Origin of the sequence: Desulfosporosinus meridiei DSM 13257, assembly GCF_000231385.2 — a bacterium.
In the GTDB taxonomy this organism is placed as follows: domain Bacteria; phylum Bacillota; class Desulfitobacteriia; order Desulfitobacteriales; family Desulfitobacteriaceae; genus Desulfosporosinus; species Desulfosporosinus meridiei.
Map to the genome: position 1 here is coordinate 3250975 of NC_018515.1, position 22788 is coordinate 3273762.

Below are 22788 nucleotides of genomic sequence, written 5' to 3' on the forward strand. Positions count from 1 at the left end.
AGCATTACTAGTAATTCTGCACAAGTGTAGTATTTCCTCTATATTTCAATGATACAATAATCGACATTCCTTTACAACTTAGACACTCTCTTGAAGAGAGTGAACTACCATTAAGGCATATCCTTAATAATCCGAAATAATTATCACGACAATAGGCGGGGAAGTTTAGAAGATTAATGCAAATTTTGTATTTATTTTACTATTTAATGGTATATCACGTCTAAAAAATCTCCTCCATATAATTACAATTACATTCACACATTAGACGGATAGCCTTGGTTTATGTTATGCTTAAGTGATCTTCATTCCCTTAAAATCGATCAAAGGAGTATCCTATGTCTCGTTTTACTCTTACTGAACAATTAATTCATGAACTAGCTGATAGTGATCGTGTGTATAAACTAGGCCAGGCTTATTACACTGCAGGAAGAGTCATTAATTTCTCTTTTTCAGCTGAAAAGGGAATTGTTAATGCCTCTGTCATAGGAGGTTTACGTTACGTTGTACAGGTTGCCTTTAATCGTGAAGGCACACTTCGTTCTTACCGCTGCACCTGTCCGGCTTTTACAGATAGTCCCGGAGCATGTAAACATGTCATTGCAGTGTTAAAAGCTTCTCAGCAAAAAATACCCTCGGACTGGCCTAGCCCTATCCCCTCTAACCATATAGTAAATGAACTTCTAAGCGCCTTCGCTAATCACCCTCAAGAATCCATACAGGATAAACTAACTTTAAACATTGAGCTTCAAACAACCCCTTCTCATCGGCTCTCCACTCACCTCCAACTAAAATTAGGTCTGCAACGTCTTTATGTAGTTAAAGACATCGGACAATTGCTCAAAGCAATCAAAACCGGACAATCAATTGAATTCGGTAAGCAATTTACCTTTGAACCTTCAAGGCAAACCTTCAAAGCTGAAGATCGCACCGTTATAACCATGTTGCAAGAGATGTACGACCAGCATGCAGCTATCGCCGAAATGCAGGGGCCCTATTATTACACCCCGCTGTTAAACCAAAAGACCTTGCCTTTAACGGGCTACTACTTGTCTAAGTTTTTGGACGCACTAGGGGACAGGGTATTTCTCTGGAGAATCGGCTCCTCTTCTCTAGAACCTACGCAGGTTAATAGACAAGGTCTACCTATGGAATTCTTATTACAGCCTCAAGGCCCAGACCTTTCTTTATCTCTTAACACAGACGAATTGCCGATTTTATTGACACCTGACGGCAGGTATTATGTTTATCAAGATAAAATATTTCAAGCCTCATCCACACAAAAAGACTTAGTGCCTGCGCTCATAAAAACATTACGAGAAGGGGCTTCAACCCAGATCCTTATTCCTGCTGCGCAGAAAGAGTATTTTGCCTCTGAAGCCTTACCGTTGATCGGAAAGCTCGGGCAAGTTTCGATAGACCCCTTGTTAGACGAGAAATTCTCTCACGAAAGTCTACAAGCTAAGATCTACTTTGACCGGGCAATCGATATGGGAATCACAGCTCGCTTAGAATTTCAATACGGGGATATTATTATTAACCCCTTTGCTTCGACACGAGAAAACAATAGTGTTGTGGGTAATGATGACATGATCCTGATACGTTCTTCAGAACAAGAACGCAGAATTCTTAGTATTCTCGAACACGCCGAATTTATTGTTTCTAAAGGGAAAATACACCTTACGGATGATGAGAAAATCTTCGATTTCACCGTGAACTGGCTTCCCCAACTTCGAGACCTGGCAGAGCTATTCTGCTCCGATCAATTTAAGCTCAAAGTACGAACTTCAACTAACTTTTCCGGGCAAGTACGCTTAGACGAATCACTGGACATCTTGGAAATATCCTTTCAATACACTGATATTCCACAAGATGAATTAGCCAACATTTTTGACTCGCTCCATTTAAAGAAGAAATACCATCGTCTTCGCGATGGTTCATTCCTTGATTTAAACCAACCGGAACTAATCAGCGTTTCAGAACTTCTCGATAACTTAAATCTCAATGCAGATAACCTAAATCAAAACACACTTAATTTACCTAAGTACCGAGCTATGTATATTGACAGTTATTTGCGCAATGCTAACCTGCCAGGGGTACAACGCAATAAAGCTTTTAAGCAATTAGTGCAAAGTATTCTTGAACCTCAGGATGGGGAATTCGAAATCCCTGAAGAACTCGAAACAATCCTGAGAGACTATCAGAAAACCGGCTTTAAGTGGCTAAAGACTTTAGCCTCCTACGGCCTGGGAGGCATCCTGGCTGATGATATGGGATTAGGGAAAACCCTTCAAGTTCTCTCATTCATACTATCTGAAAAGCCTAATTCTAATAACCCGGCACTTGTGGTTGCCCCCACGTCGTTAATCTATAATTGGCAAGAAGAAGCCCAAAAATTCACCCCTACCCTGCGAGTTCTAGTATTGGATGGCCCCCCTCAAGAACGACATGCCCTAATAAAGGGCCTTGAAGAAACACAGTGGGATCTTGTCGTTACTTCTTATCCTATTTTAAGACGGGACATTGAGGAATTCTCGAACACCGAGTTCTCATACTGTTTCTTAGATGAAGCGCAGCATACTAAGAATCCACAAACACTCAATGCCAAATCAGCTCAACAAATTCAGGCGAAAGGGTATTTCGCCTTAACAGGGACACCCATTGAAAACTCTCTATCTGAGCTGTGGTCGCTCTTTAATTTCGTTATGCCAGGCTATCTTCTCTCTCATCAAGAGTTTAAAAAGAAGTACGAAATCCCAATCATTAAAGGCGAAGATGCAACTATTATTACAGAGTTAAGTCGACACGCTAACCCTTTTATTTTAAGACGTTTAAAAAAGGACGTGCTAAAAGAACTCCCTGACAAGATTGAGACCCAACTAAGCGCTCCCTTGACTGAAGAACAGAAAAAACTATATATTGCTTATTTACAAGAAGCAAAAGGATTAATCGCTCAAGAAATAGCTGCCGTAGGTTTTAACAGAAGTCATATTAAAATTCTAGCTGCCTTAACCAGGCTTAGACAAATTTGTTGCCATCCGTCTATGTTTATTGAGAATTACTCCGGAGAGAGTGGTAAAATGCTTCTATTACAAGAAATTCTTACAGACGCTTTGGACAGCGGTCACCGGATTCTGATTTTCTCCCAATTCACAACCATGCTGGATATTATCCAAAACCACTTGAAAACCGATAACATTGAGCATTTCTATCTTTCTGGTTCTACTAAAGCAGCAGAACGCCTGAACATGGCCAATTCCTTTAATGCTGGTCAAGGACAGGTCTTCCTGGTATCCTTAAAGGCTGGTGGTACCGGCTTAAATCTTACCGGAGCTGATATGGTTATTCATTACGATCCCTGGTGGAATCCTGCTGTGGAAGATCAGGCCACAGACCGAGCACATCGAATTGGACAAAATCAAGCAGTACAGGTAATCAAGTTAATAAGCCAAGGTACAATTGAAGAAAAAATCATCGCCTTGCAGGCCAGAAAAAAAACGCTTGTTGATTCCGTCATACAACCTGGAGAAACTATGATCTCTAAGCTCACTGAACAAGAATTGCGTGAGCTTTTTGAAATAAATTAGTAAAACAAGAAATGCAATTATATTAAATCTTTTTCCTAGGCCGGTTTAGCTGGAAAGGCTGTATAAAATGTTGTTCCCTCAGACCCTGTTTTAAAATCAAAGCTTGCTCTATGTCTTTGGGCAATCCCTATAGATATTAATAGCCCCAGACCTGTTCCGCTTTCTTTGGTAGTAAAAAAAGGAGTACCTATCTTTTCTTGAATTGCTTGCGGTATTCCCATTCCTTGATCCTTGATTTCTAGTACTACTTTATCCTCTTTTACATGGGTACTAATCCTAACACATCCATTTTCCGCTGTCGCTTCCAGTCCATTTCTGACAAGATTTAAGATAAGCTGTTTTATTTCGTTTTCGTTAATCATTATATTGGGGAGGTTGTTTAAATCCACAACAACTTCTTTATTATTGTTATAGGCATCTGCTTGTAACATTGGTAACACTTTGTTAATTACTTCATTTAGGTTCTGAGACTTAACATTATCTGAGTTTGATTTAGCTAAGGATAAAAAATCAGTAATGATTATATTTGCTCGATCAATTTCTGCAATCATCAAATCCATATATTCTTTATCATTTTGGTATTGGGCCTTCGATCCAAAAAACTGTAAAAACCCTTTGACCGTAGTTAAAGGATTACGGATTTCATGGCTAATCCCCGCAGCCAATTGACCAATTAAATTAAGTCTTTCTAACCTGTCAATCTCTTGTTGTTGGCGCTTTGCCTCCGTAATGTCCCTAAAGAAAACTGTTAACCCTTCTTTATACGGGTAGGCATGAAATTCATGGTCTTGACTAGGATTTGCCAATCCTCCTGCTTCCCAATGAACGGTTTGATTTTCATCCATAGCTTTGAGGATTTTTTCATAAGATATTGAATCTTTAAATTCCGGGAATACTTCCAATATATTTTTCCCCACAAGGTCTATGTTGCTCTTGCTCTTCCCCATAAACCTTTGAGTTTCCTTATTAACAAAGGTAAATTGCCAGTTACGGTCTATAGCATAAAAACCATCAGAAATACCTTCCATAATTTTAATGAAATTTATTTTAGAGATTTCTAAGGCTGAATTCACTTCTTTTAAATCACTAGTGAAACTTGAAATTTTCTCTAAGACTGGTTTCAGTTCCGGTAATTTATGAAGTATTTCCTCGTTTCCACTATTATCATGCATTATTATGTGTCCGAATTTTTCCAAATACCATTCAAGCTGCTTCATATGTTTTCTGATATAAATCATTATCAATGCCGATAAACTTAAAGCAAGAATAACAATTGCACTTAATGCATTAAAAGACGTTAGCACAAAGTCTGAATTCTGTGCATAAGCAAAAACGTAACCCACTATTCGTCCCTGCTCATATATAGGAAGACTCACCTTAATTATCTTGTTATCTTTCGAGGTGTTATCAGTCCTATCTACAGTTATGTCAGAATTGGGTTCTTCTATAGAGATAGTATTTTTATCACTATCCCAAAAAACCATATTTAGATCATTATCATAATAACCTACCATATGGCTATAATTATTATTTTTTTCTTTAATTATCGACTGGACAATGATCTTAATTTGTCCGATCTTATTATCTTTTGGTAAACTGATATCTTGTTTTAATGCATCAATCTCCCAAATGCGTGATTGTAGATTACCTTGAACACTTGAAACAAACGATAATAGATCATAGTTGAATTTAATAGCTTGTTTCTCCCAAAAGTTTTGTCCATAAAAAAGAATAAATAAGACCAGAAATAAAAAAATACTGCTTATTACTTTAAACAGGGTAATTTGAATAATTGAATGTTTTAATAAATGTTCTTTTATAATTGATGATTTAGCCATCATTTGATCCTCCAGCTGTTAATTAATTGGAGACGGCTTTTCAAAAATTAAAGCTGGGTGTTAAACCCAGCTTTAATTTTGTTAATTTGAAATCTTTTAGACTATCGTTGCAATGATTTCGGAGTTTTAGGTTGATAAGCCCACATAGCACAAGCAAATACTGACGTAGCACTGCCGAGTAGCATCAATATTGATGCAATTACAGTAAAAACATTCTTCTTCATATATCATTTCACCTCCCTTTATTAAATAAGGGCAGCAATGTTATGCATTGGTAAAACACCCCCATTACTGCACTTACACTAAACAACAAATTGTCTGTAAAGTAAACTACGATGAGTGTCATTATTATGAAAGCTATTGAAATTATTTTTAGTGTTTGCTTGAGTTGAATAGAATTAATTGGCTTTGAGTCACTATCTACTGGGGCAAATAGTACAACAAGCCCAAGACAAATGCTCAAAATCACATAAAACGCGCCTTCTGAACTAAATAGGTTATACTCACCTATCTTCTTGGCTACAATTCCAATAGAAGTATAAATAAAAGAACCAAAAACCAAACATTTAATAGGTGTGTCAAAATGTGCCCCCCCTGAAACTCTTCGCAATAATCCACCGAATGCCGCAGCGACAAGAATAGAAAATAGCGAGTTTGAAAGTATTCCTAAAAATACCAATGAAAAAAAACCCAATAAAAATAAAAATAAATTTTCAATGGCATAAGCTATTATTTCTTTCTTATCACTATTTAAATCTAATTCATTAGCTATTATTTCGGTGAGTTTATTGCTAATGTTCTCAGAAAAGTTCATTGATTTCACCTCTTCTTTTTATGAATTTATCTAACATGTAGGCAAAAGCAAACATGAGGAGTACTTGGGGTTCGGTAATAACGATTCTCAGCAGTAGATTCAAAAACAATTCTTCGGGGTTTATTCCAAAAATCGGCATCAACAATGATAAACATAAAAACTCAATAATTACTAAAGCTAAGAAACTTAATAAACTAGCAATTAAAGATAAAGAAAAATCACTTTTTCCTATCCATGTTAACATAACGAATAACAAAACAACTTGTAAGATCATGTGTACCCCAAAAGGGATTGTGAACAACCTAACGGTATAAGAGATGAGTGCTATAACAGATCCAATTGCAACAATTCTATTCCATTTTAAAGGTATCCTTGCAATAACAAAGGCTAAAGTAACTACAGAAATAAGTTCAGGTATACCTTGTAAGATAAATGCAATTAATGGAATATCAATAATTAAACACCCTCTTTTATAAAATCAAGAGATGCCTACAAAAAGGACAAAATGACTCCTGTCCATAATGAAAACCAAATTATTTAACACTTAAGTAATCTTTTTTGATAGAAATGTATTAAGGAGATAAGCTACTAGGAATAGAATTATTACATGGATATCACCTAAGATAATTCTTGGGGCCTGAAAAGGATATAAGGCTTTAGGCGTAAGTCTAGAGATAAGCTCAAACAAAGGTAAACTTGCTGTTTCAAAAATAATAAGAACTAAGATACTTAATAAAGTCGATACAAAAGATTGACTCAAATCCCCTTTACTCAACCAAGTGAGAACAATAAATAATATCAAGATGACCATTATGGTATGTATCCCTAAAGGGATCGGCAATAGTCTAATGGCGGAAACAGAAACAGCTATTGTTATGCCTACCAGGACAATTTGAATAAGCTTCAAAGGAATCCTAGATATTACAAAAGCTAGGGTTGTAATTGCTATCCCTTCAGGTATACCTTGCAATAGAAGCAATAGTAAAGTAATCATAGGATTTCAATTTTACTCCTCCGCGTACTTGAATTAACCTTTTATTCCCTCATGGAAACTATTATTTTATGTTATTATCTCACACACTATATGTCGAAATCGCGTAAATCCTGTAACTGAAAGCCTCTTATTTAGCATTTATTGTTAAATTAGATCCAAATTGAAATAACTAATGCCCCAAAAGCAAAATTGCTTTGGGGCATTATCCATTAGTCTCTAGATGTGTATTTAATGATTAATTATTGATACCATCCCTGTCCGTGCATTTGTTGATTTTGTCCTTGTCCTTGACCCTGGCTTTGAAGCTGTTGATTCTGTCCTTGCTGCCCAAAACTTTGAGTTGTTTGACTACCTTGACCTTGTTGCTGGTTTTGGTTTTGGCTCATATTTTGAAGTTGTTGCTGAGCTTGTTCAATGAAATTGTTCATTTGAGCAAGAACTTGAGTGGACTGAATGTATTGGTTTGCTTGATCTAAAGCCTGCATACCTTGTTGAATAGTCTGTTGTAATTGAGTAAATGCTTGTTGCTGCTGCTGCTGGGATTGAGCCTTAAACTGGGTCATGTGTTGGACTAATTGATTAAGTTGTTGTTGTCCTTGAGCTTGGGTCTGTTGTTGCCCTTGAGTCTGGTTCTGATGAGCTTGGTTCTTGTAGGTGGAAAAGGCTTGTTCCATGCGATAAAATTGGTCTTTCAACTGTCCTAATTCCTCAGCTACCTCCATATCAGTCCGAGCATCCTCTACAGCCAAATTTTTCAATTCTTTAATCCCATCTTTCGTATTGCTGCTCATACAACAACCTCCTTAATTTTTTTAACCTCAATTATTATTGCCCGATTCCAATAAACAATGTTTGGTTATATATGTAAAACGCAATAAAATCCTATCCTTTACAATTCAAGGATAGGATTTTATAAATGATTTTTTTAACAGCAATTATATTTACTTCTGTTTATAGCTTAAATTTAACAACTGCACTCATCAACTTATCCCCTAGGGCGGCAAGAGCTTCTGCTGATTTACTAACGGATACCATCGTTGCTGCCTGTTCCTCTGAAGCAGCGGCAACTTCTTGCGAGCTGGATGCCGCCTGCTGAGAGGTCAAACCAATATCCTCAATAGACTGTGCTGCTGCTGAGGTTCCCACAGCCATTTGTTTGGTAGCCTCAGTAATCTGTTCAATTTGACGAACAACTTGGTTAACCTCTGCAACAATGGTCTGAAAAGAACTTCCGGCTAAATTAACCGCTTCAACTCCGGCAGCTACTTCAACTTTACCCTTTTCCATTACTCCGATAGCAAGTTCTGTCTCTCTTTGAATGTTTTCGATTAGATTGGCAATTTGAACAGTTGAATTAGACGATTGTTCGGCTAATTTACGAACCTCTTCTGCAACAACTGCAAATCCTCGCCCTTGCTCTCCTGCTCTGGCAGCCTCAATTGCTGCATTAAGGGCAAGTAAATTAGTCTGATCGGCAATCCCTCTGATTACATCAACAATTTGTCCGATTTGCTTTGATTCATCTCCTAAGCGAGCTATTACCTCCGCAGATTGAGCTGAAACCTCGCGAACTGCTTCAATCTTGTTTACAGCATTCTCAGCTTGGAAAGCTCCCAACTCAGCAGCCTGAGCTGCCTTTTCACTACTTTGACTGACAGTCTCAGCATTTTTTGCTACTAGTTGAGCATTAGCGGACAATTCTTCAATAACGTTAACAGTCTCAGCCATGGAAGTAGCATTTCGGGTTGAACTTGATGCAACTAAACCAAGGCTTTCCGCCATTTGCTCACTGGAAGCAGTTGCTTCCTCTGAAGCTGCTGATAATTCCTCACTAGTTGCAGCCACACTTTCAGATTGAGTTAATACTTCCCCAATAACCGCTCTCAGCGAGTGAACCATTTCGCTGACAGCTTGAGACAAGACACCGATTTCATCTTTATTCTTAACCTCTTGAATTTCCATGCTCAGATCCCCTTCAGCCACAGCCTGAGCAACTTTCGTAACAGCGACAAGGGGCTTACTTATATGCTGTGCCAATACATACGACAAGACTGCTCCAACTAAAACTGCAAGAACAACAAAAATTAACAGCAACTTTACAACGGAATCTTTAGTAGTTTGAGCATGATGAGTTGCCGAGGCACCCCCGGCAGCCATAGAAGTCATCTGATCTTCCATATCTTTGAGTAACTGATCAAAACTATCTTTACTCTTTTGGGTCAGAATGGGTCTGGCCTCTACATCCCTTCCAACTTGAGTCAACATCCAGACCTGTTCTGCATCCTCTATAAAGGTATTGAAGGATTTTCGCATCTCCTCGCTTTTTGCTATTCCTTCTGGAGTTGTAACATAGTTATTGTAATCAGAAAAATCTTGCTCCCATTTGACTTTTGTGATTGAAAATTTAGTCTTATGCTCCTGAAAGGCCTGGGCATCTGCACGCATCAGAAATCCACCCAAAAGATAGCGACGAGTATCTTCGGTATCCTCAATGACTTTGGCTAGTGAGGTTGTTGCCTTCAACCAATGCTCACCTAAGTCTTCAGCTTCCTGATTTATCTTGTAAACACCATAGTAACCAACAATACCTACTAACGCGGTCAAGAGTAAAACCACCAGAAACCCTAACAATAATTTAATTCGGACACCATAGTTTATAGAGGATTTGGAAGTAATAAGTTTGTTGTCCATATCAGCGCCTCATTTTCTTAATCAAATAATTCTATAATTGGTTTTCTACAAAAAATATAAATATCCTCTTTTTCAACAATAGAAATCATCTTTTCCTAATCTTTGTAGGTTTTTGGTGAAAATCGCACTAAGTTGTTCTCAAAAAGATTTTTAATAATCTTATCAAAAAACAAATGTGTTAGGAGGGTTAATTGGCCCCCCCTAACACATACTGCAAATATCGATTTTAATGATTGCCAAGTAGTTTTATCTTTCATCCATCTTTAGATAACTTCTCCTTGGTGCCACACTTTTGTAAGCTGGTCGAATAATCTTTCCACAGTTAGCAATTTCCTCAATTCTATGCGCACTCCAGCCAACGATCCTGGAAATCGCAAAAATTGGAGTGAACATTTCCATTGGGATATTGAGCATCTTATATACAAAACCTGAGTAAAAGTCCACATTAGCACTTACAGTTTTATACATAGTATTAAACTTTGCGATTACCTGTGGGGCAAGGTTCTCTACCTTAGCATAGAGATTAAACTCGTCCTCCAAACCTTTTTCCTGAGCAAGCTGTGCAACATAGCCTTTGAGTATAACCGCTCGAGGATCTGATATGGAATAAACAGCATGTCCGATACCATAAATTAATCCCGAACGATCAAACTCATTCTTAGAGAGTACCTGAGTAAGATAATGCTCAATTTCCTCGTCATCATCCCAGTTCTTTAGCTTCTCTTTCATGTCATCAAACATTTGAACAACTTTAATATTAGCTCCTCCGTGACGGGGTCCTTTAAGCGCTCCAATCGCTGCGGCAATTGCCGAATAAGTATCCGTCCCTGTTGAAGTAACTACATGAGTAACAAAAGAAGAATTATTTCCTCCACCGTGCTCGGCGTGAAGAACAAGTGCTAAATCAAGCAGTTGTGCCTCTAACTTAGTATAACTACTATCCGGCCTTAGCATCGCTAAAATGTTCTCAGCGATACTTAAATCGGCCCTCGGGCTATGAATATAAAGACTTTGATCTCCATGGTAATGATTAAATGCATGATAGCCATAAACAGCTAAGGACGGAAAGCAAGCAATAAGTTTAAGGCATTGCTTTAATACATTTGGCATTGAAGTATCATCGGCATTTTCATCAAAAGAGTAAAGTGCTAAAACACTTCTTGCTAAAGTATTCATAATATCCTTGCTCGGAGCTTTTAATATTACATCACGAGTAAAATCTTCTGGCAGCCTTTCATAAAGTGATAGAATTTGCAAAAATTCTTTTTGAGCGTTTTGATCCGGGAGATTTCCAAAGAGCAGCAAATAGGCTGTCTCTTCAAAACCGAAGCGGTCATCCTCACTAAAGCCCTTAACAATATCTCTAATATCCATCCCCCGATATATTAACCGCCCTGGAACAGAAACTTTTTCGCCCTCATCCATAATATATGAATGGACTTCCCCGATTTCTGTCAGACCAACTAACACCCCTTTTCCGTCCAAATCACGCAACCCACGTTTGACCTCATATCTACGATATAGTTCAGGCTTAATATAGCCACTTTCTTCAGCCATTTTGCTCAACTTCTTTAAGGCTTCAGATTCCATATCATAATTATTCATAGAATTCACCCTTTCTCTTCCAAATTCTTATTCAAATCAATCACCAAATGGAGTTCTTACTTCCTATTTTTGCTCATAATTATTGATTATTATCTTGATACTTAGCCTAATACTCGATAGGGGGAAAAAATGACTTGGAATATTAGAGAATGGAATTGGTCAGACTCCGTTGTTACCATATCGACAGCAATCTTTGCTTTGGTTTCACTTATTTCTGTCTATATCTCTGTCACAACTTGGCAAACACAGCGTGAAGCTGCACGTCCGTATCTAACCTTTATAGAGTCTCCTTCACTCAACTTTAGCGAGAACTCAGGTTTTGAATTTGAATTCAAATTCAAAAATGTCGGAACCCATCCCGCAACAAATCTATCAAGCAGGACATTAATCTTTGAGCAACAATTACAACAAAAGCCAATTTTTATTGACGATTACACCGTTGTTAATGATATCCCTCGTGATGCAACTACAAGTTTACTCCTCAACCCGAAAGTCAATAGTTTTACCAAAGAATTAGAGGAGATCAATCCACACTTCATCATTATTAGTCTTAAATATTCTGACCCTATTGTCCATAAATCTTATTCTCAGACAATTTATCTCAAGTGGGCGGGAGTTATTAATAACAAACAGCAACCAATTATCCATGTCGAAATGAGTGAAAAATCGAATATAGAACACTATTTGAAAATCCACCAATTACTTGATTAATCTATAAAATTGCAACTGTATTACCATAAGGTATCAAAAAAACCCTTGACCACAAAGTCTAGGGTTTCAGCTAATTGACAGCAGTACAAAACAGCAAAGCTAGGGCATGCTGCCAGTATCTCCTTTCAACGCTTACGAAGTTAGCTGACGGATTCGGGTTGAAAAGTAACCCTACCTTCACAAACTCAGAGTCAAATGATGTGAAGGATTCACCCCAAAAATGGTTTCCCCGCTTCATGATAGAATTAAGCGACAGAGATATTAAGTTGTGGTTCAACTATAGTATAAATTAAATTGTATCATAGCTTATTTGTCTTAGTCAACTTTAGATTTGTTTCATATAATTGTGCAACATCAAAGACCGAATGCACTGCACAAAATATCGGGACGTAAAACCCCTGCGTGAAATGAACGGCCACTATTCAAGTTACACAACCATACTTTGGCTGCACTATAAACTGCTGGGTCTATGTCATAAAAACTTCCTAATTCGTTGAGTATTTCAACAAATGACCTTTCATAATGTTGTGAAGCGCAAAATGGAAGCTGCCCTACCAGATCTTTTAAGGTTTCATCCTCATCCCTAAGGTTATAAAGTACCGTTGAACCATAAAAAATCCCATCGTTGGACCTGCCTAACGCGTCACGTTTGCTGCTTGCTACGGAAGGGATTGGACAAGTTCCCCAACCGGATTCTATTCTTTCTAAATCATAGCCAAGTACATTAAGTTTGGATAGACCTGTTTCCAAGGCTCGGGCAGCTATCTGTACTGACCCTACTAAAGAAGCTGTGGGAGCAACGAGTATATAGAGATTTTTTGGATTACATCCTAATTCCTCTGAGAGATATTTAACTACCTCAGTTGTTGGAAGTTCCTCACTTTCCAGACATAGAATAGCCGTATCGGAATAGTCCTCATAGCCGTTCACTTCATAAATATTGCCTTTATGTATAATTGCTCGCCCCGGGCCAGAACCCATAGCTGTTTGCCTTCCGTTCTGTATTGGCCAACCAGCATATTGGGACGCTAAACAAGCTTGAACTGGATGATCTGTCACAACTTCAGCTGTAGGCCAGCGGAACCCATTAAACTCTGACCAATATAAATTAACCTTCGCCAACCCACCTAGGCATACTTTTGCAAACAACACTCCTGCTTCCCAACCGCCCTGGGCTTCAACTCCGCAGTCAACAACAGTTGCCTCATTAATCTTTTGAACGTTGACTCGCAGAAGTTCACTCTTGGCGACCAATTCATTGACGAAAGAAAATGCTAACTGATTTGGACTTAGATTCGATCGTTCGGTAATTGAAAAAAACATGTTTATTCTTCCTTTTCATCGTTCTAGAATATACATGTTTTTAGCATACCCTATTTTTTGGTCTTGTACGCTAAATGCCCATTCTATATACTAAATACCCTAAATTAACCTTAGCGTTTTTCTCTGTACATCCTTAAAAATGGGATCAAATTGGATTTTGTGGTTAAAAATATTCCCAGCGCCTTGTAAGAAGTAGATCCCTAAAGTGCACACTCCAAGGTCTCCTCAACAGTTTTAAGCAAAACGTTCAAGTCCAAAGGCTTGCTTAAAAAATCCCGCACTCCAAAGCATCGCGCGGTTTCTTCAATATCAGACTCAGCACTTATCATAATGACGGGTATATTTTTAGCTTGTTCATCTTGATTAAGTATCGATAATACTTGAAGTCCCGTCATTGTTGGCATTCTATTGTCCAGTAAAATTAGAGAAGGTCTGTTTAAGGATATTGCAAGCTTCAAACATTCCGGTCCATTTTCTACTGCTTTTACATTATAGCCTGATTCTTCCAAAACCTTATGAATAAGAAGTCGCACTCCAAACTGGTCATCCACAACTAAAATATATCCCGACAAGTTTCTTCCTCCTATCAAAATTAGTTATTATAACTAATTTCTTATTGTTTCTATATATTGACTACTAATATCATATTCTATAACTATATGTCTTCTTTTTCAACATAATTAGAAACACACAGTCGGTAAGATGTTTATGGCGACTACCTTAAAATGATGGAGAGGTGATAGTGTTGTCTAACAACATACAAGAGGTTGCTGGGAAAAATATACGTTTATTTCGACAGACAAAAGGCCTCACCCAAGAAAAACTTGCTGAATTAGTAAGTGTCAGTAGTTCCTATATAGGTTATCTTGAACGCGGCCTTAGAGCCCCTTCGCTAGACTTGCTAGCAAGAATAGGCACCGCTCTGGAAGTAGAACCTACCGATTTACTCTATACTACCGAAAATGCTTCTGATCCAACCCTTAAGAAGCTCAATGCCCTCTTAGTGGGAAAAAACCCTAAATCGATTAATTTTCTTTATGAAGTTGCAATGGCCTATTTTGTATCTACCAGCGATTCCGTTTAATCATTATTTGTTTTAACCCCATACATTTTATGTAATTAGGAGATTAGAGAAAAACCCCCGGCCTAAAGCCGGGGGAATACAAATTGTGAAAAATTTATTTAATTGTTATCTCACCATCATAGGTTCCAATGATTTTATATAAATCAGGTCGACGATCTCGAAAAACTCCCCACTCAAGACGCTGAACTTCAAGTTGATCCAGATCAAATTCCGCAACAATTATAGTTTCTTCTGTGCGGCCAGCTTCAATAAGCTTATTTCCTTGTGGGCCTGCAATAAAAGATGATCCATAGAAGGTGATACTTGATTCATCATCCTCCTCAACTCCGATACGGTTCGAGGCAATCACCGGCATTAGATTGGCGGCAGCATGCCCAAGCATACAGTTCTGCCAATGCTCTTTAGAATCGATCAGGCCATCTTGGGGCTCTGAGCCAATAGCTGTGGGATAAAAAAGCATTTCGGCACCCATCAGTGCCATACATCGAGCTGCTTCAGGGTACCACTGATCCCAGCAAACCCCCACTCCAATTTTTCCGAAACGAGTATTCCACACTTTAAATCCAGTATCTCCCGGATTAAAATAGAACTTTTCCTCATACCCAGGGCCGTCCGGTATATGACTCTTGCGATATTTTCCCAACACTTCTCCATTAGCGTCAATCACTGCCAGAGAGTTATAACGGGCATAGTTTTTTTTCTCATAGAAGCTAATCGGCAACACAACCTGAAGCTCCTTAGCAACCTGTTTGAAATGATTAACTGCTTTGTTTTGTTCAAGTTCCGTAGCATATCCATAGTAGCTTGATTTTTCTTTCTGACAGAAATACGGAGTTTCAAATAATTCTTGCAACAAAATGATTTGAGCACCCTGACTTGCCGCTTTCCTTACTAATTCATCTGCTTTTGAAATGTTTGCATCGATACTCTGGCTGCAGCTCATTTGAGTTGCAGCTACCTTAACCTTTCTCATACTCTAAATCCTCCCGCTGGCATCTGTTGAGTTGTGCAATGGACATTTCCACCCTCACGAATGATTCCCATTCCATTCACCCGGCGAATCCTCCTCTGAGGGAACGCCTTATTCAATACTTCTACCGCTAATTCATCAGTTCTATTAGCTTCTCCTCCAAAAACCGGTAATATAATTCCTTCATTGACAAAGTAAAAGTTTAAATAGCTCAAAGTTAACCGAGTCTTCGAGACAGAATCGTATCTCTTAGGAGGCTGTTGAATAGGGATTATTTCTAACTTCCTTCCTTGTGCGTCTATCTCCTTCTGCAGTATTGCTAAGTTTTCTTGAGTTATCTCATAATTATCATCCAAGGGATCCTCACAAACCTGGAGCAGTATTTTACCCGGTGCTGCAAAGCAGGCTAGATTATCAATATGACCATCCGTCTCATCCCCATCTAGTCCTCTTTTTAGCCAAATAACTTTTCGGATGTTCAAGTATTTCATTAACTCAGCTTCGATCTGATCTTTCGTTAAGTGGGGATTACGATTAGCGTTTAAGAGACATTGCTCAGTGGTCAGAAGTGTGCCTTCCCCATCCACATGGAAAGAGCCACCCTCCATAACCAGGGGAGCATCAAATTGTTTTAATCCAAGGTGATTGAGAACTTTAGCAGCTAATAAGTCATCTAAATCCCAGGGAGCATATTTTTCTCCCCAAGCATTAAATCTCCAGTTGACTCCGGCTATATCTCCATCTTCACTAATAACAAATGTCGGCCCATTATCTCTCAGCCACGCATCATTATGCTCAACGGATAGAATTTCCACTCTCTTGGAACCGAGCTTACCGGATACCGACCTATAATCATTTGCATTCACTAAAACTGTTACCGGCTCAAATTCGGAAATTGCCCGGATGATTTCACTATAACCTTCACAGACAGCATCGTATTCTTCCGGATAACACATAGACGTCTTTATAGGCCAAGAAATAAATGTTCGTGCATGTTCAGACCATTCCGGAGGCATTTTATAGTTTAAAATATTTGGATGCATGTATATTCCCTCATAATTCATAGTTTATGACCAATCCAGTACTATTATCTATGATATCGTCTGGAACCTTACAATCTGAAATTTCAGCTCATTGAAAAGTTCGTTTCGTTTTACTGAATCAGTTAAGACTATATTATAGCATAGAGACTCAATAATTTTAATCATTCCCAGTATTTCTCTCTGCACCATTATCAAAGAGGGCGTAACAAAGTAAAACCTTGTTACGCCCTCTTATATTACAGGTTCAAGTTATTAATTGTACTAAACCTTTTTAATCAACTGTATTATCTTTGTAATGAATTTTCTGGTTTCACCTTTTGGGTTTCAGATTTATGACTAACTGAAAGAGTCATATAGCATAATCCATAACCTAAAACCGAAAAACAGATAGCCGTCAGCAAAAAATCCAGTCCTTCCATACGAGCCCCTCCCTTTCAATTAACCATAATCTAGTGCAGAATATATATTAAGAATTTAATTAGCTTGTACCACTGAGCGGTATCATCCACGTCTGGACTTGCCGCTCAGATATCCAACTGAGTCATGGATCAGGCCTGATACCAGACTCGTTGGAATAACTCCCTAATGTAAGGAGTCCTTACTAGTTATTTTAAACTAATTTTCTTTATTATATCTAAACAATTTATTAACAAATTATAAACTTTTTCTCGTCTTCATATTTCTTCTTCCGACAATGTCACAATGAAAAAAAATCACCCTATTGAGATGCCTTACTCAGGTAATCTCAAAGGGAGTGATAATGGGATATACAAAAATTTTAGAGTCTTTTATATTCTCCCTTTTCATTTAAGTACTGGATATCCTTACAACCATAGTATTCTCCATACATATCAAGGGGATCAAAACCCTTCTTATGAGTACAATCATCAGAATAGCCGATATAGAAGACTTCACCATCATAGTCACACATACGAAATTTGTACTGTGGCTCTGATTCAAACTTTCTTATCAGCTCTTCAAATTCCTTGGTTCCTTTCTCGGCATCTGAGCTGAAGTATTCAGTGAAGGTCTTTTTTTCCAGACAATCTTCGGTTATTTTAAACATTTAAATACCCCTCTTCTTTTTTACTTAATAATTCTCTAAAGAACCATTGCAATAGAAATAAGCTAAGTCTTTTTAATCTTCTTGGATTTTATGCTAAGCTAAGTTTAGAGCTGCTTTTAATCAAGAAAGCAATCCAGATCTACATTAGTAATATAATAACAAAATCTTTAACAACTTCCAACTTTATTGATTATGAATAATCACTATCAACCTACAACCAACTAACTGCATACCAGTAACTTTTTAGGAATAAGAGATAAAACAGAAATAAAACTAGTAATTATGTGATTTAAGGGGTGACCATTTCAATGCATAACGACGAGGACAAACTCAAAGACGATTACCAATTGAAACCTAAAAAGAAGAGTTCTAAAACGATCTTCAGTATTCTTATCACGGCGCTTTTAGGACTACTTAATTTCAGTAAATTAGCAGTAATTGGCAAGCTGCTTTTTACACTGCTTAAAGCCTCTAAGTTTGCAGGAACCTTCATAAGTATGGGCTTGACCGTCGTTCTCTATGCTCAATTCTATGGATGGTTATTTGCACTGGGCTTTGTTGCTGTCATCTTCGTTCATGAGATGGGGCATTACCTGACAAGTAAGCAACTTGGGTTGGATGTCTCGGCCCCAACCTTTATTCCCTTCCTTGGTGCTTTCATAAAAATGAAGACTATGCCTAAAAGTGTTCGCGAGGAAGCAATAACTGCCATTGGCGGACCATTAGCAGGTGCATTTATAACGCTAGTGTGTATTGTGCTTTATATATTAACCAATAACCATTACTGGGCAGGGTTAGCTTATCTTAGTGCCTTCCTAAATCTCTTTAACCTGCTCCCCTTTGGTTCATTAGATGGAGGTAGAATTTCCAAGGCAATCTCACCCTTTATTTGGGTGATTGGGCTAGTTATGGCTCTCTTTCTAATTTGGAAACTCCACGCTTACATATTGTTGATAATCGTATTCTTCGGGATTTATGAAGTCTTCACAATGTTTCAAAAAAAATCGGAAACTGCCCAATATCTCTTTGTTGAACCCAGCTTCAGATTAAAAATCGGTTTTTCTTATCTGTTACTGATTTCGGCACTAGCCGTTCTTATGATATATTCGTTAGATATTTCAAAGTCTTTTACAGATTCTCTTTACCGCTGATTCCCCGAACGACGATCGTTGGTTGCAGCCCAATCTACACCCTCTTGCCCTATCAAAACCCCATAGTCTTGCTCAGCTTTATCCACTGTAATAATTTCATCCAAGACATCTCTCCATACTCTCTCAGGATCTCTCTGCCAAGGATCTCCCCAGCCCCCGCCTCCTGATGAGACAACCGTTAGTATCGTACCGTGTGCTAAGGAACGGGTACTTTCTTTACTGGCAAGACAAATTGTCTCTCCTTGCACTGTTTTTATTTCAACGTAGTTTAAACTTCCTGACTTTCCTGAGGCCGCTCCAAACGGAGGGATTTTCATCCCATCCCCGAACATCACAATATTTGTTGGTTCCCCTTGAAACAGTATGCTATAACGAATTCCTGCCCCCCCTCTCCACTTTCCGGAGCCGGCGGTATTGCTTTCCATTTCATGACACAAAGTTAAATGGGGGTATTGAATTTCGTTGGCTTCAATGTTGGGAGCACGTACTCCTCCATAGTTTGATAAAGGGGCCATATAGGGATACCCATCTCTCCCTAAAGTTCCTCCGCCTGATCCTAATGCACAAAACGCAAAACCTACATAAAATTCCTGTGTGCGAGGGTCAATGCCGTAAAATGATGGCCCACAGTAACGTCCAAACCCTGCCGGCAATTGTACCCCTTTAATAGAACTTAAAGCTTGAAATATGGCACTTATTATTTCACTTGCCGGGGTCAATGTACTTAAAGTAACCGGGGCGGGATCCTTAGGATTGACTAAACTACCTTCAGGCAATACTACCTTAATCCCTCGAAAGGCTCCGCTGTTTCGAGGGATATCAGAACCTAATGCCCAAAGAGCACCAATCCAAGCCGCAGTTGTACTTGTCACAAATGCTGAGTTGACGAAGCCTTTGACTTGAGGATCAGTACCCTTAAAATCAAGGGTCATCTGCTCTCCACGAATTCTAACTGTAACCTTTATTCTAATGGGATTTAGTTGAAAACCATCATCATCCACCCATTCTTCACCCACATAGTCCCCATCCGGCAACTCCTTAATGGCTTGTCTTGTGAGTCTTTCAGCATGGTCTAAGAGGTATCCCACCGTCTCCTTTACCTTAGAGGAAGAGTAGGTATGGATTAATTCTTTCAGGCGCCTTACCCCGATCTTGTTGGCGCCTATTTGCGCCCACAAATCATTTTGCAGCATGTCAGGATTTCTGACATTTCGGGTGATCAGATCCATTACCTCATTGATAACTTGCCCTTTACTGACAAGCTTAATTGGTGGAATGCGCAGCCCCTCCTGAAAAATCTCCGTTGCTTTGGCATTGTAACTCCCTGCTACAGACCCACCGATATCTCCGTGATGAGCCCTGCTTACACAGTAGAAGATAACTTCTTCATCCACAACCAAGGGTGTGATTATCCCAATATCGGGAAGATGGTTGCCTCCTTGGTAAGGATCATTGATGATAAAGACATCTCCTTCTTCAACTTGCCCTGAGTATTTTCGAATCACTTCTTTTATGCTAAAGGTCCCTGCAGCCGCTAAAATCGGAATACCATTAATCTGTGATACTAAGTCTCCATCACCGTTACATATTCCACAGGCGAAATCACATGCCTCAGCAAATATCGGAGAACGGGACGACCGCTCCAAAGCATAGCCCATTTCTTTGGTGATGGTGTCCATACGATTGGCAATCACTGCCCGCTCGATTACTTCATCTATTTTGGCAATCATAGTTAATGCCTGTCCTTTCCAATATTAATGATTAAGTTCTTGGCCTCATCTAGTTTTGCCTGGCAGTTCTCTTCTAATAGAATAGTCGTATACTCCTTTTTTATCAGGGCGGGACCTGGTAAATCCATTCCATTCCTTAAATCTTTCCAATGGAATACTTTCACTTTTCGAAAGCCCCCTTGTAGATAGACCATTTGCATCTCGATACTTGTTGGTGAAGCAGTATTTTCTCCTACAATACTATTTGCATTTATAAAGCTTTCCTCAAGTCTAGGTTCTATTCCACTCTGTGGAAGCCTTTCCTTTTCTTGAGCAACCAGTCGGAAATTAACTAAAACTAATAAATTCTCAGGCTGACAATAACCATAAAGTCTTTCGTGAGCTTCATGAAACTCCTTAGTAAGCTGCTGCCAAATCTCTGGATCACTTACAATACCTCTGACGGGAATATTGATTTCGTGATGTTGATCCTGGTACTTTAAATCTGCAGACCACGTGTATTCACGCTGATCCCCACTTACCCCCAAACGAGATAGTTCTTCATCAGCTTGAAATCTCAATTCCAGCATAGCCTTACTCCAACTTAGGCTTGGGACTTCGCCTAACACTTCATAAAGGTTACGCAAACCCTCGAACTGAAAGTTCGAGTGAAATAACCCCTGAGCACAAAAAACCGGGGCAAGTTCCGGAACCACAACTTGCCTTATCCCCACTCCTTTGGCCAATGCAGTTGCAAATAAGGGTAGCGCGCCTCCAACAGCCGCCAAAGCGAAGGAACGGGGGTCATATCCCTTTTTAACAGTCATTAAGTAAACAGCATCTGCCATTAAGGAAAGGGCTACTTGATAAATAGCATAGGCTGCTTCCGGAACAGCTAGTCCCAATGGTTTGGCTACATTCTTTTCGATTGAAGCATAAGCTAATTCTTTATTTAAGACCATCCGACCACCTAAAAAACTTCGATCATCGATTAACCCCATAATCAAGGCCGCATCCGTAATCGTCGGCTCTTGACCACCTAACCCATAGCATGCCGGACCGGGCTTAGCACCTGCAGATTGTGGACCGACCTTCAGCATCCCTCCCTTGTCCAACCAGGCAATACTCCCTCCGCCAGCCCCTACAGTATGAATATCTAACATAGGAAGTTGGACTGGGTATCCTGCGATCTCTGCTTGAGGGGTTAGTTCCATCATACCTTGCCGTATTAAAGAAACATCAAAACTCGTCCCCCCCATATCTCCGATTACCAAGTCAGATAACCCTTGCCCCCGGGCCAGGATCCAACCTCCTTTCACTCCACCTGCCGGACCAGAAAACAAAGTGTTTACTGCACGCCTACCTGCTTGAGTTAAGTCAGTAAGGCCGCCGTTGTTTTGAGCAATCGATATAGGAACCCGCAGTCCTTTAGCTCGCAAATGCGCCCGCAAATCTTGTAAGTATTTTCCGAGAATGGGGCTTAAACGAGCGTTTAAGACGGTTGTCGAAGTACGTTCATATTCTCCAAGCTGAGAAGACAATTCCGAGGAGAGTGTGACAAATACATTTGGCAAAAGTTCCTGAAGATGTTCTTTAAACTCAACTTCATGCTTCGGATTCCGACAAGCAAACAGCAAACAAACTGCGACAGCTTCCACCTCTTCTTGACGGAGAAATTCCGCAAGCATAGGAATTTGTGTTCTATCCACAGGTTTAACTGCCACGCCCCGGTAATCCATCCGTTCCCTCAAGCCAATCCGCAGATGACGAGGAACTAAAACCGGAGGCAGAGAAACACTAAAATCCCATTGCTCATTTAAACGTGAACGCCGTAATTCTAAAGCATCACGAAATCCCTCAGTTGTGATGAGGGCCGTTTTTGCTCCTTGACCCTGTAGCAGAGCATTTATACCGACAGTGGTTCCGTGAGTAAACTTTTCGGTCTGGGCAAGGAATTCTTCAAGAGTAATGTTGAAATGTTCCGCAAGTTCATTCAAACCACGAATAATTGGTTCAAGGGGGTTCTCAATACTAGACGGTATCTTTGCAGTAGCGGCACATCCCCCCTCATCACGAACAATAAAATCAGCAAAGGTTCCGCCTACATCGACTGCAACTTTAAACATCTATTCTCCTCTTCTTTCAAGTCATTTCTAGATCCCTTATACAATCTCAAAACCCTTGACTTAATTCATATATTATAGA

The 22788-nt window shown here is 39.2% G+C and carries 19 protein-coding genes, 1 pseudogene and 1 riboswitch; of the genes and pseudogenes, 4 read left to right on the forward strand and 16 right to left on the reverse strand.

Features of this window, described 5'->3' with window-relative positions:
* Positions 1 to 335 precede the first annotated feature (335 nt).
* A complete protein-coding gene (locus DESMER_RS14965; protein WP_014903902.1) occupies positions 336 to 3584 on the forward strand; it encodes a DEAD/DEAH box helicase in 3249 nt (1082 codons plus the stop codon).
* Between the two features lie 35 nt (positions 3585 to 3619).
* Here DESMER_RS14965 and DESMER_RS14970 read toward each other — a convergent pair whose 3' ends face one another.
* The 8 genes from DESMER_RS14970 to DESMER_RS15000 all read right to left on the reverse strand — a co-directional run bounded on the left by DESMER_RS14970 (position 3620) and on the right by DESMER_RS15000 (position 11526).
* Positions 3620 to 5425, reverse strand: a complete 1806-nt coding sequence (locus DESMER_RS14970; RefSeq protein ID WP_014903903.1) for a two-component system sensor histidine kinase NtrB — start codon at positions 5423 to 5425, stop codon at positions 3620 to 3622.
* A 98-nt stretch (positions 5426 to 5523) separates the two neighbouring features.
* Entirely contained in the window at positions 5524 to 5646 is a 123-nt protein-coding gene (locus DESMER_RS23110) for a cyclic lactone autoinducer peptide (protein WP_014903904.1), read from the reverse strand.
* Between the two features lie 8 nt (positions 5647 to 5654).
* Complete coding sequence (locus tag DESMER_RS14975) at positions 5655 to 6236, reverse strand: accessory gene regulator ArgB-like protein (protein ID WP_014903905.1); 582 nt, start codon at positions 6234 to 6236, stop codon at positions 5655 to 5657.
* Complete coding sequence (locus DESMER_RS24480; RefSeq protein WP_242830988.1) at positions 6223 to 6510, reverse strand: hypothetical protein; 288 nt, start codon at positions 6508 to 6510, stop codon at positions 6223 to 6225. Before DESMER_RS24480 ends, DESMER_RS14975 begins: the two co-directional genes overlap by 14 nt.
* Before the next feature lie 270 nt (positions 6511 to 6780).
* A complete protein-coding gene (locus DESMER_RS14985) occupies positions 6781 to 7230 on the reverse strand; it encodes a hypothetical protein (RefSeq protein ID WP_014903907.1) in 450 nt (149 codons plus the stop codon).
* Between the two features lie 239 nt (positions 7231 to 7469).
* The gene (locus DESMER_RS14990) at positions 7470 to 8021 is read right to left on the reverse strand and encodes a hypothetical protein (RefSeq protein ID WP_014903908.1); all 552 of its coding nucleotides are present in this window, start codon (positions 8019 to 8021) and stop codon (positions 7470 to 7472) included.
* Positions 8022 to 8181: 160 nt separating this feature from the next.
* On the reverse strand, positions 8182 to 9921 hold the full coding sequence (locus DESMER_RS14995) for a methyl-accepting chemotaxis protein (RefSeq protein WP_014903909.1): 1740 nt from the start codon (positions 9919 to 9921) through the stop codon (positions 8182 to 8184).
* A gap of 246 nt (positions 9922 to 10167) precedes the next feature.
* The gene (locus DESMER_RS15000; protein ID WP_014903910.1) at positions 10168 to 11526 is read right to left on the reverse strand and encodes a citrate/2-methylcitrate synthase; all 1359 of its coding nucleotides are present in this window, start codon (positions 11524 to 11526) and stop codon (positions 10168 to 10170) included.
* A 129-nt stretch (positions 11527 to 11655) separates the two neighbouring features.
* Here DESMER_RS15000 and DESMER_RS15005 point away from each other — a divergent pair, with 129 nt between their 5' ends.
* Positions 11656 to 12237 (forward strand): hypothetical protein, encoded by a 582-nt coding sequence (locus tag DESMER_RS15005; RefSeq protein ID WP_014903911.1) that lies wholly within the window; start codon positions 11656 to 11658, stop codon positions 12235 to 12237.
* Positions 12238 to 12351: 114 nt separating this feature from the next.
* Positions 12352 to 12499: riboswitch (cyclic di-AMP (ydaO/yuaA leader) on the reverse strand.
* A 92-nt stretch (positions 12500 to 12591) separates the two neighbouring features.
* On the opposite strand, the gene mch is transcribed toward DESMER_RS15005, so the two are convergent.
* Both mch and DESMER_RS15015 read right to left on the reverse strand, forming a co-directional pair.
* Positions 12592 to 13560 (reverse strand): methenyltetrahydromethanopterin cyclohydrolase, encoded by a 969-nt coding sequence (gene mch / locus DESMER_RS15010; RefSeq protein WP_014903912.1) that lies wholly within the window; start codon positions 13558 to 13560, stop codon positions 12592 to 12594.
* A 200-nt stretch (positions 13561 to 13760) separates the two neighbouring features.
* Entirely contained in the window at positions 13761 to 14132 is a 372-nt protein-coding gene (locus tag DESMER_RS15015; RefSeq protein ID WP_014903913.1) for a response regulator, read from the reverse strand.
* Positions 14133 to 14302: 170 nt separating this feature from the next.
* Here DESMER_RS15015 and DESMER_RS15020 point away from each other — a divergent pair, with 170 nt between their 5' ends.
* Complete coding sequence (locus DESMER_RS15020; protein ID WP_014903914.1) at positions 14303 to 14644, forward strand: helix-turn-helix domain-containing protein; 342 nt, start codon at positions 14303 to 14305, stop codon at positions 14642 to 14644.
* 94 nt (positions 14645 to 14738) lie between these two features.
* Here DESMER_RS15020 and aguB read toward each other — a convergent pair whose 3' ends face one another.
* From aguB to DESMER_RS15035, 4 genes are all read right to left on the reverse strand, one after another.
* Positions 14739 to 15617 carry an N-carbamoylputrescine amidase gene (gene aguB, locus DESMER_RS15025; protein WP_014903915.1) on the reverse strand — a complete coding sequence of 293 codons (879 nt, stop codon included), beginning with the start codon at positions 15615 to 15617 and terminating at the stop codon, positions 14739 to 14741.
* Entirely contained in the window at positions 15614 to 16657 is a 1044-nt protein-coding gene (locus DESMER_RS15030) for an agmatine deiminase family protein (protein ID WP_014903916.1), read from the reverse strand. The genes aguB and DESMER_RS15030 overlap by 4 nt, the downstream gene beginning before the upstream one ends.
* 284 nt (positions 16658 to 16941) lie before the next feature.
* Positions 16942 to 17076: a hypothetical protein gene (locus tag DESMER_RS24760; RefSeq protein ID WP_014903917.1), complete on the reverse strand. Its 135-nt coding sequence runs from the start codon at positions 17074 to 17076 to the stop codon at positions 16942 to 16944.
* A gap of 359 nt (positions 17077 to 17435) precedes the next feature.
* Complete coding sequence (locus DESMER_RS15035; RefSeq protein ID WP_014903918.1) at positions 17436 to 17723, reverse strand: hypothetical protein; 288 nt, start codon at positions 17721 to 17723, stop codon at positions 17436 to 17438.
* A gap of 497 nt (positions 17724 to 18220) precedes the next feature.
* On the opposite strand from DESMER_RS15035, the pseudogene DESMER_RS24950 reads away from it, so the two are divergent.
* A pseudogene (locus DESMER_RS24950) lies at positions 18221 to 18481 on the forward strand (site-2 protease family protein); the annotation flags it as partial.
* A 383-nt stretch (positions 18482 to 18864) separates the two neighbouring features.
* Here the strand turns inward: DESMER_RS24950 and DESMER_RS15045 are convergent.
* On the reverse strand, positions 18865 to 20604 hold the full coding sequence (locus tag DESMER_RS15045; protein ID WP_014903920.1) for a hydantoinase B/oxoprolinase family protein: 1740 nt from the start codon (positions 20602 to 20604) through the stop codon (positions 18865 to 18867).
* A gap of 2 nt (positions 20605 to 20606) precedes the next feature.
* Positions 20607 to 22709, reverse strand: coding sequence for a hydantoinase/oxoprolinase family protein (locus DESMER_RS15050; protein WP_014903921.1), 2103 nt, complete (start codon positions 22707 to 22709; stop codon positions 20607 to 20609).
* Between the last annotated feature and the right edge of the window lie 79 nt (positions 22710 to 22788).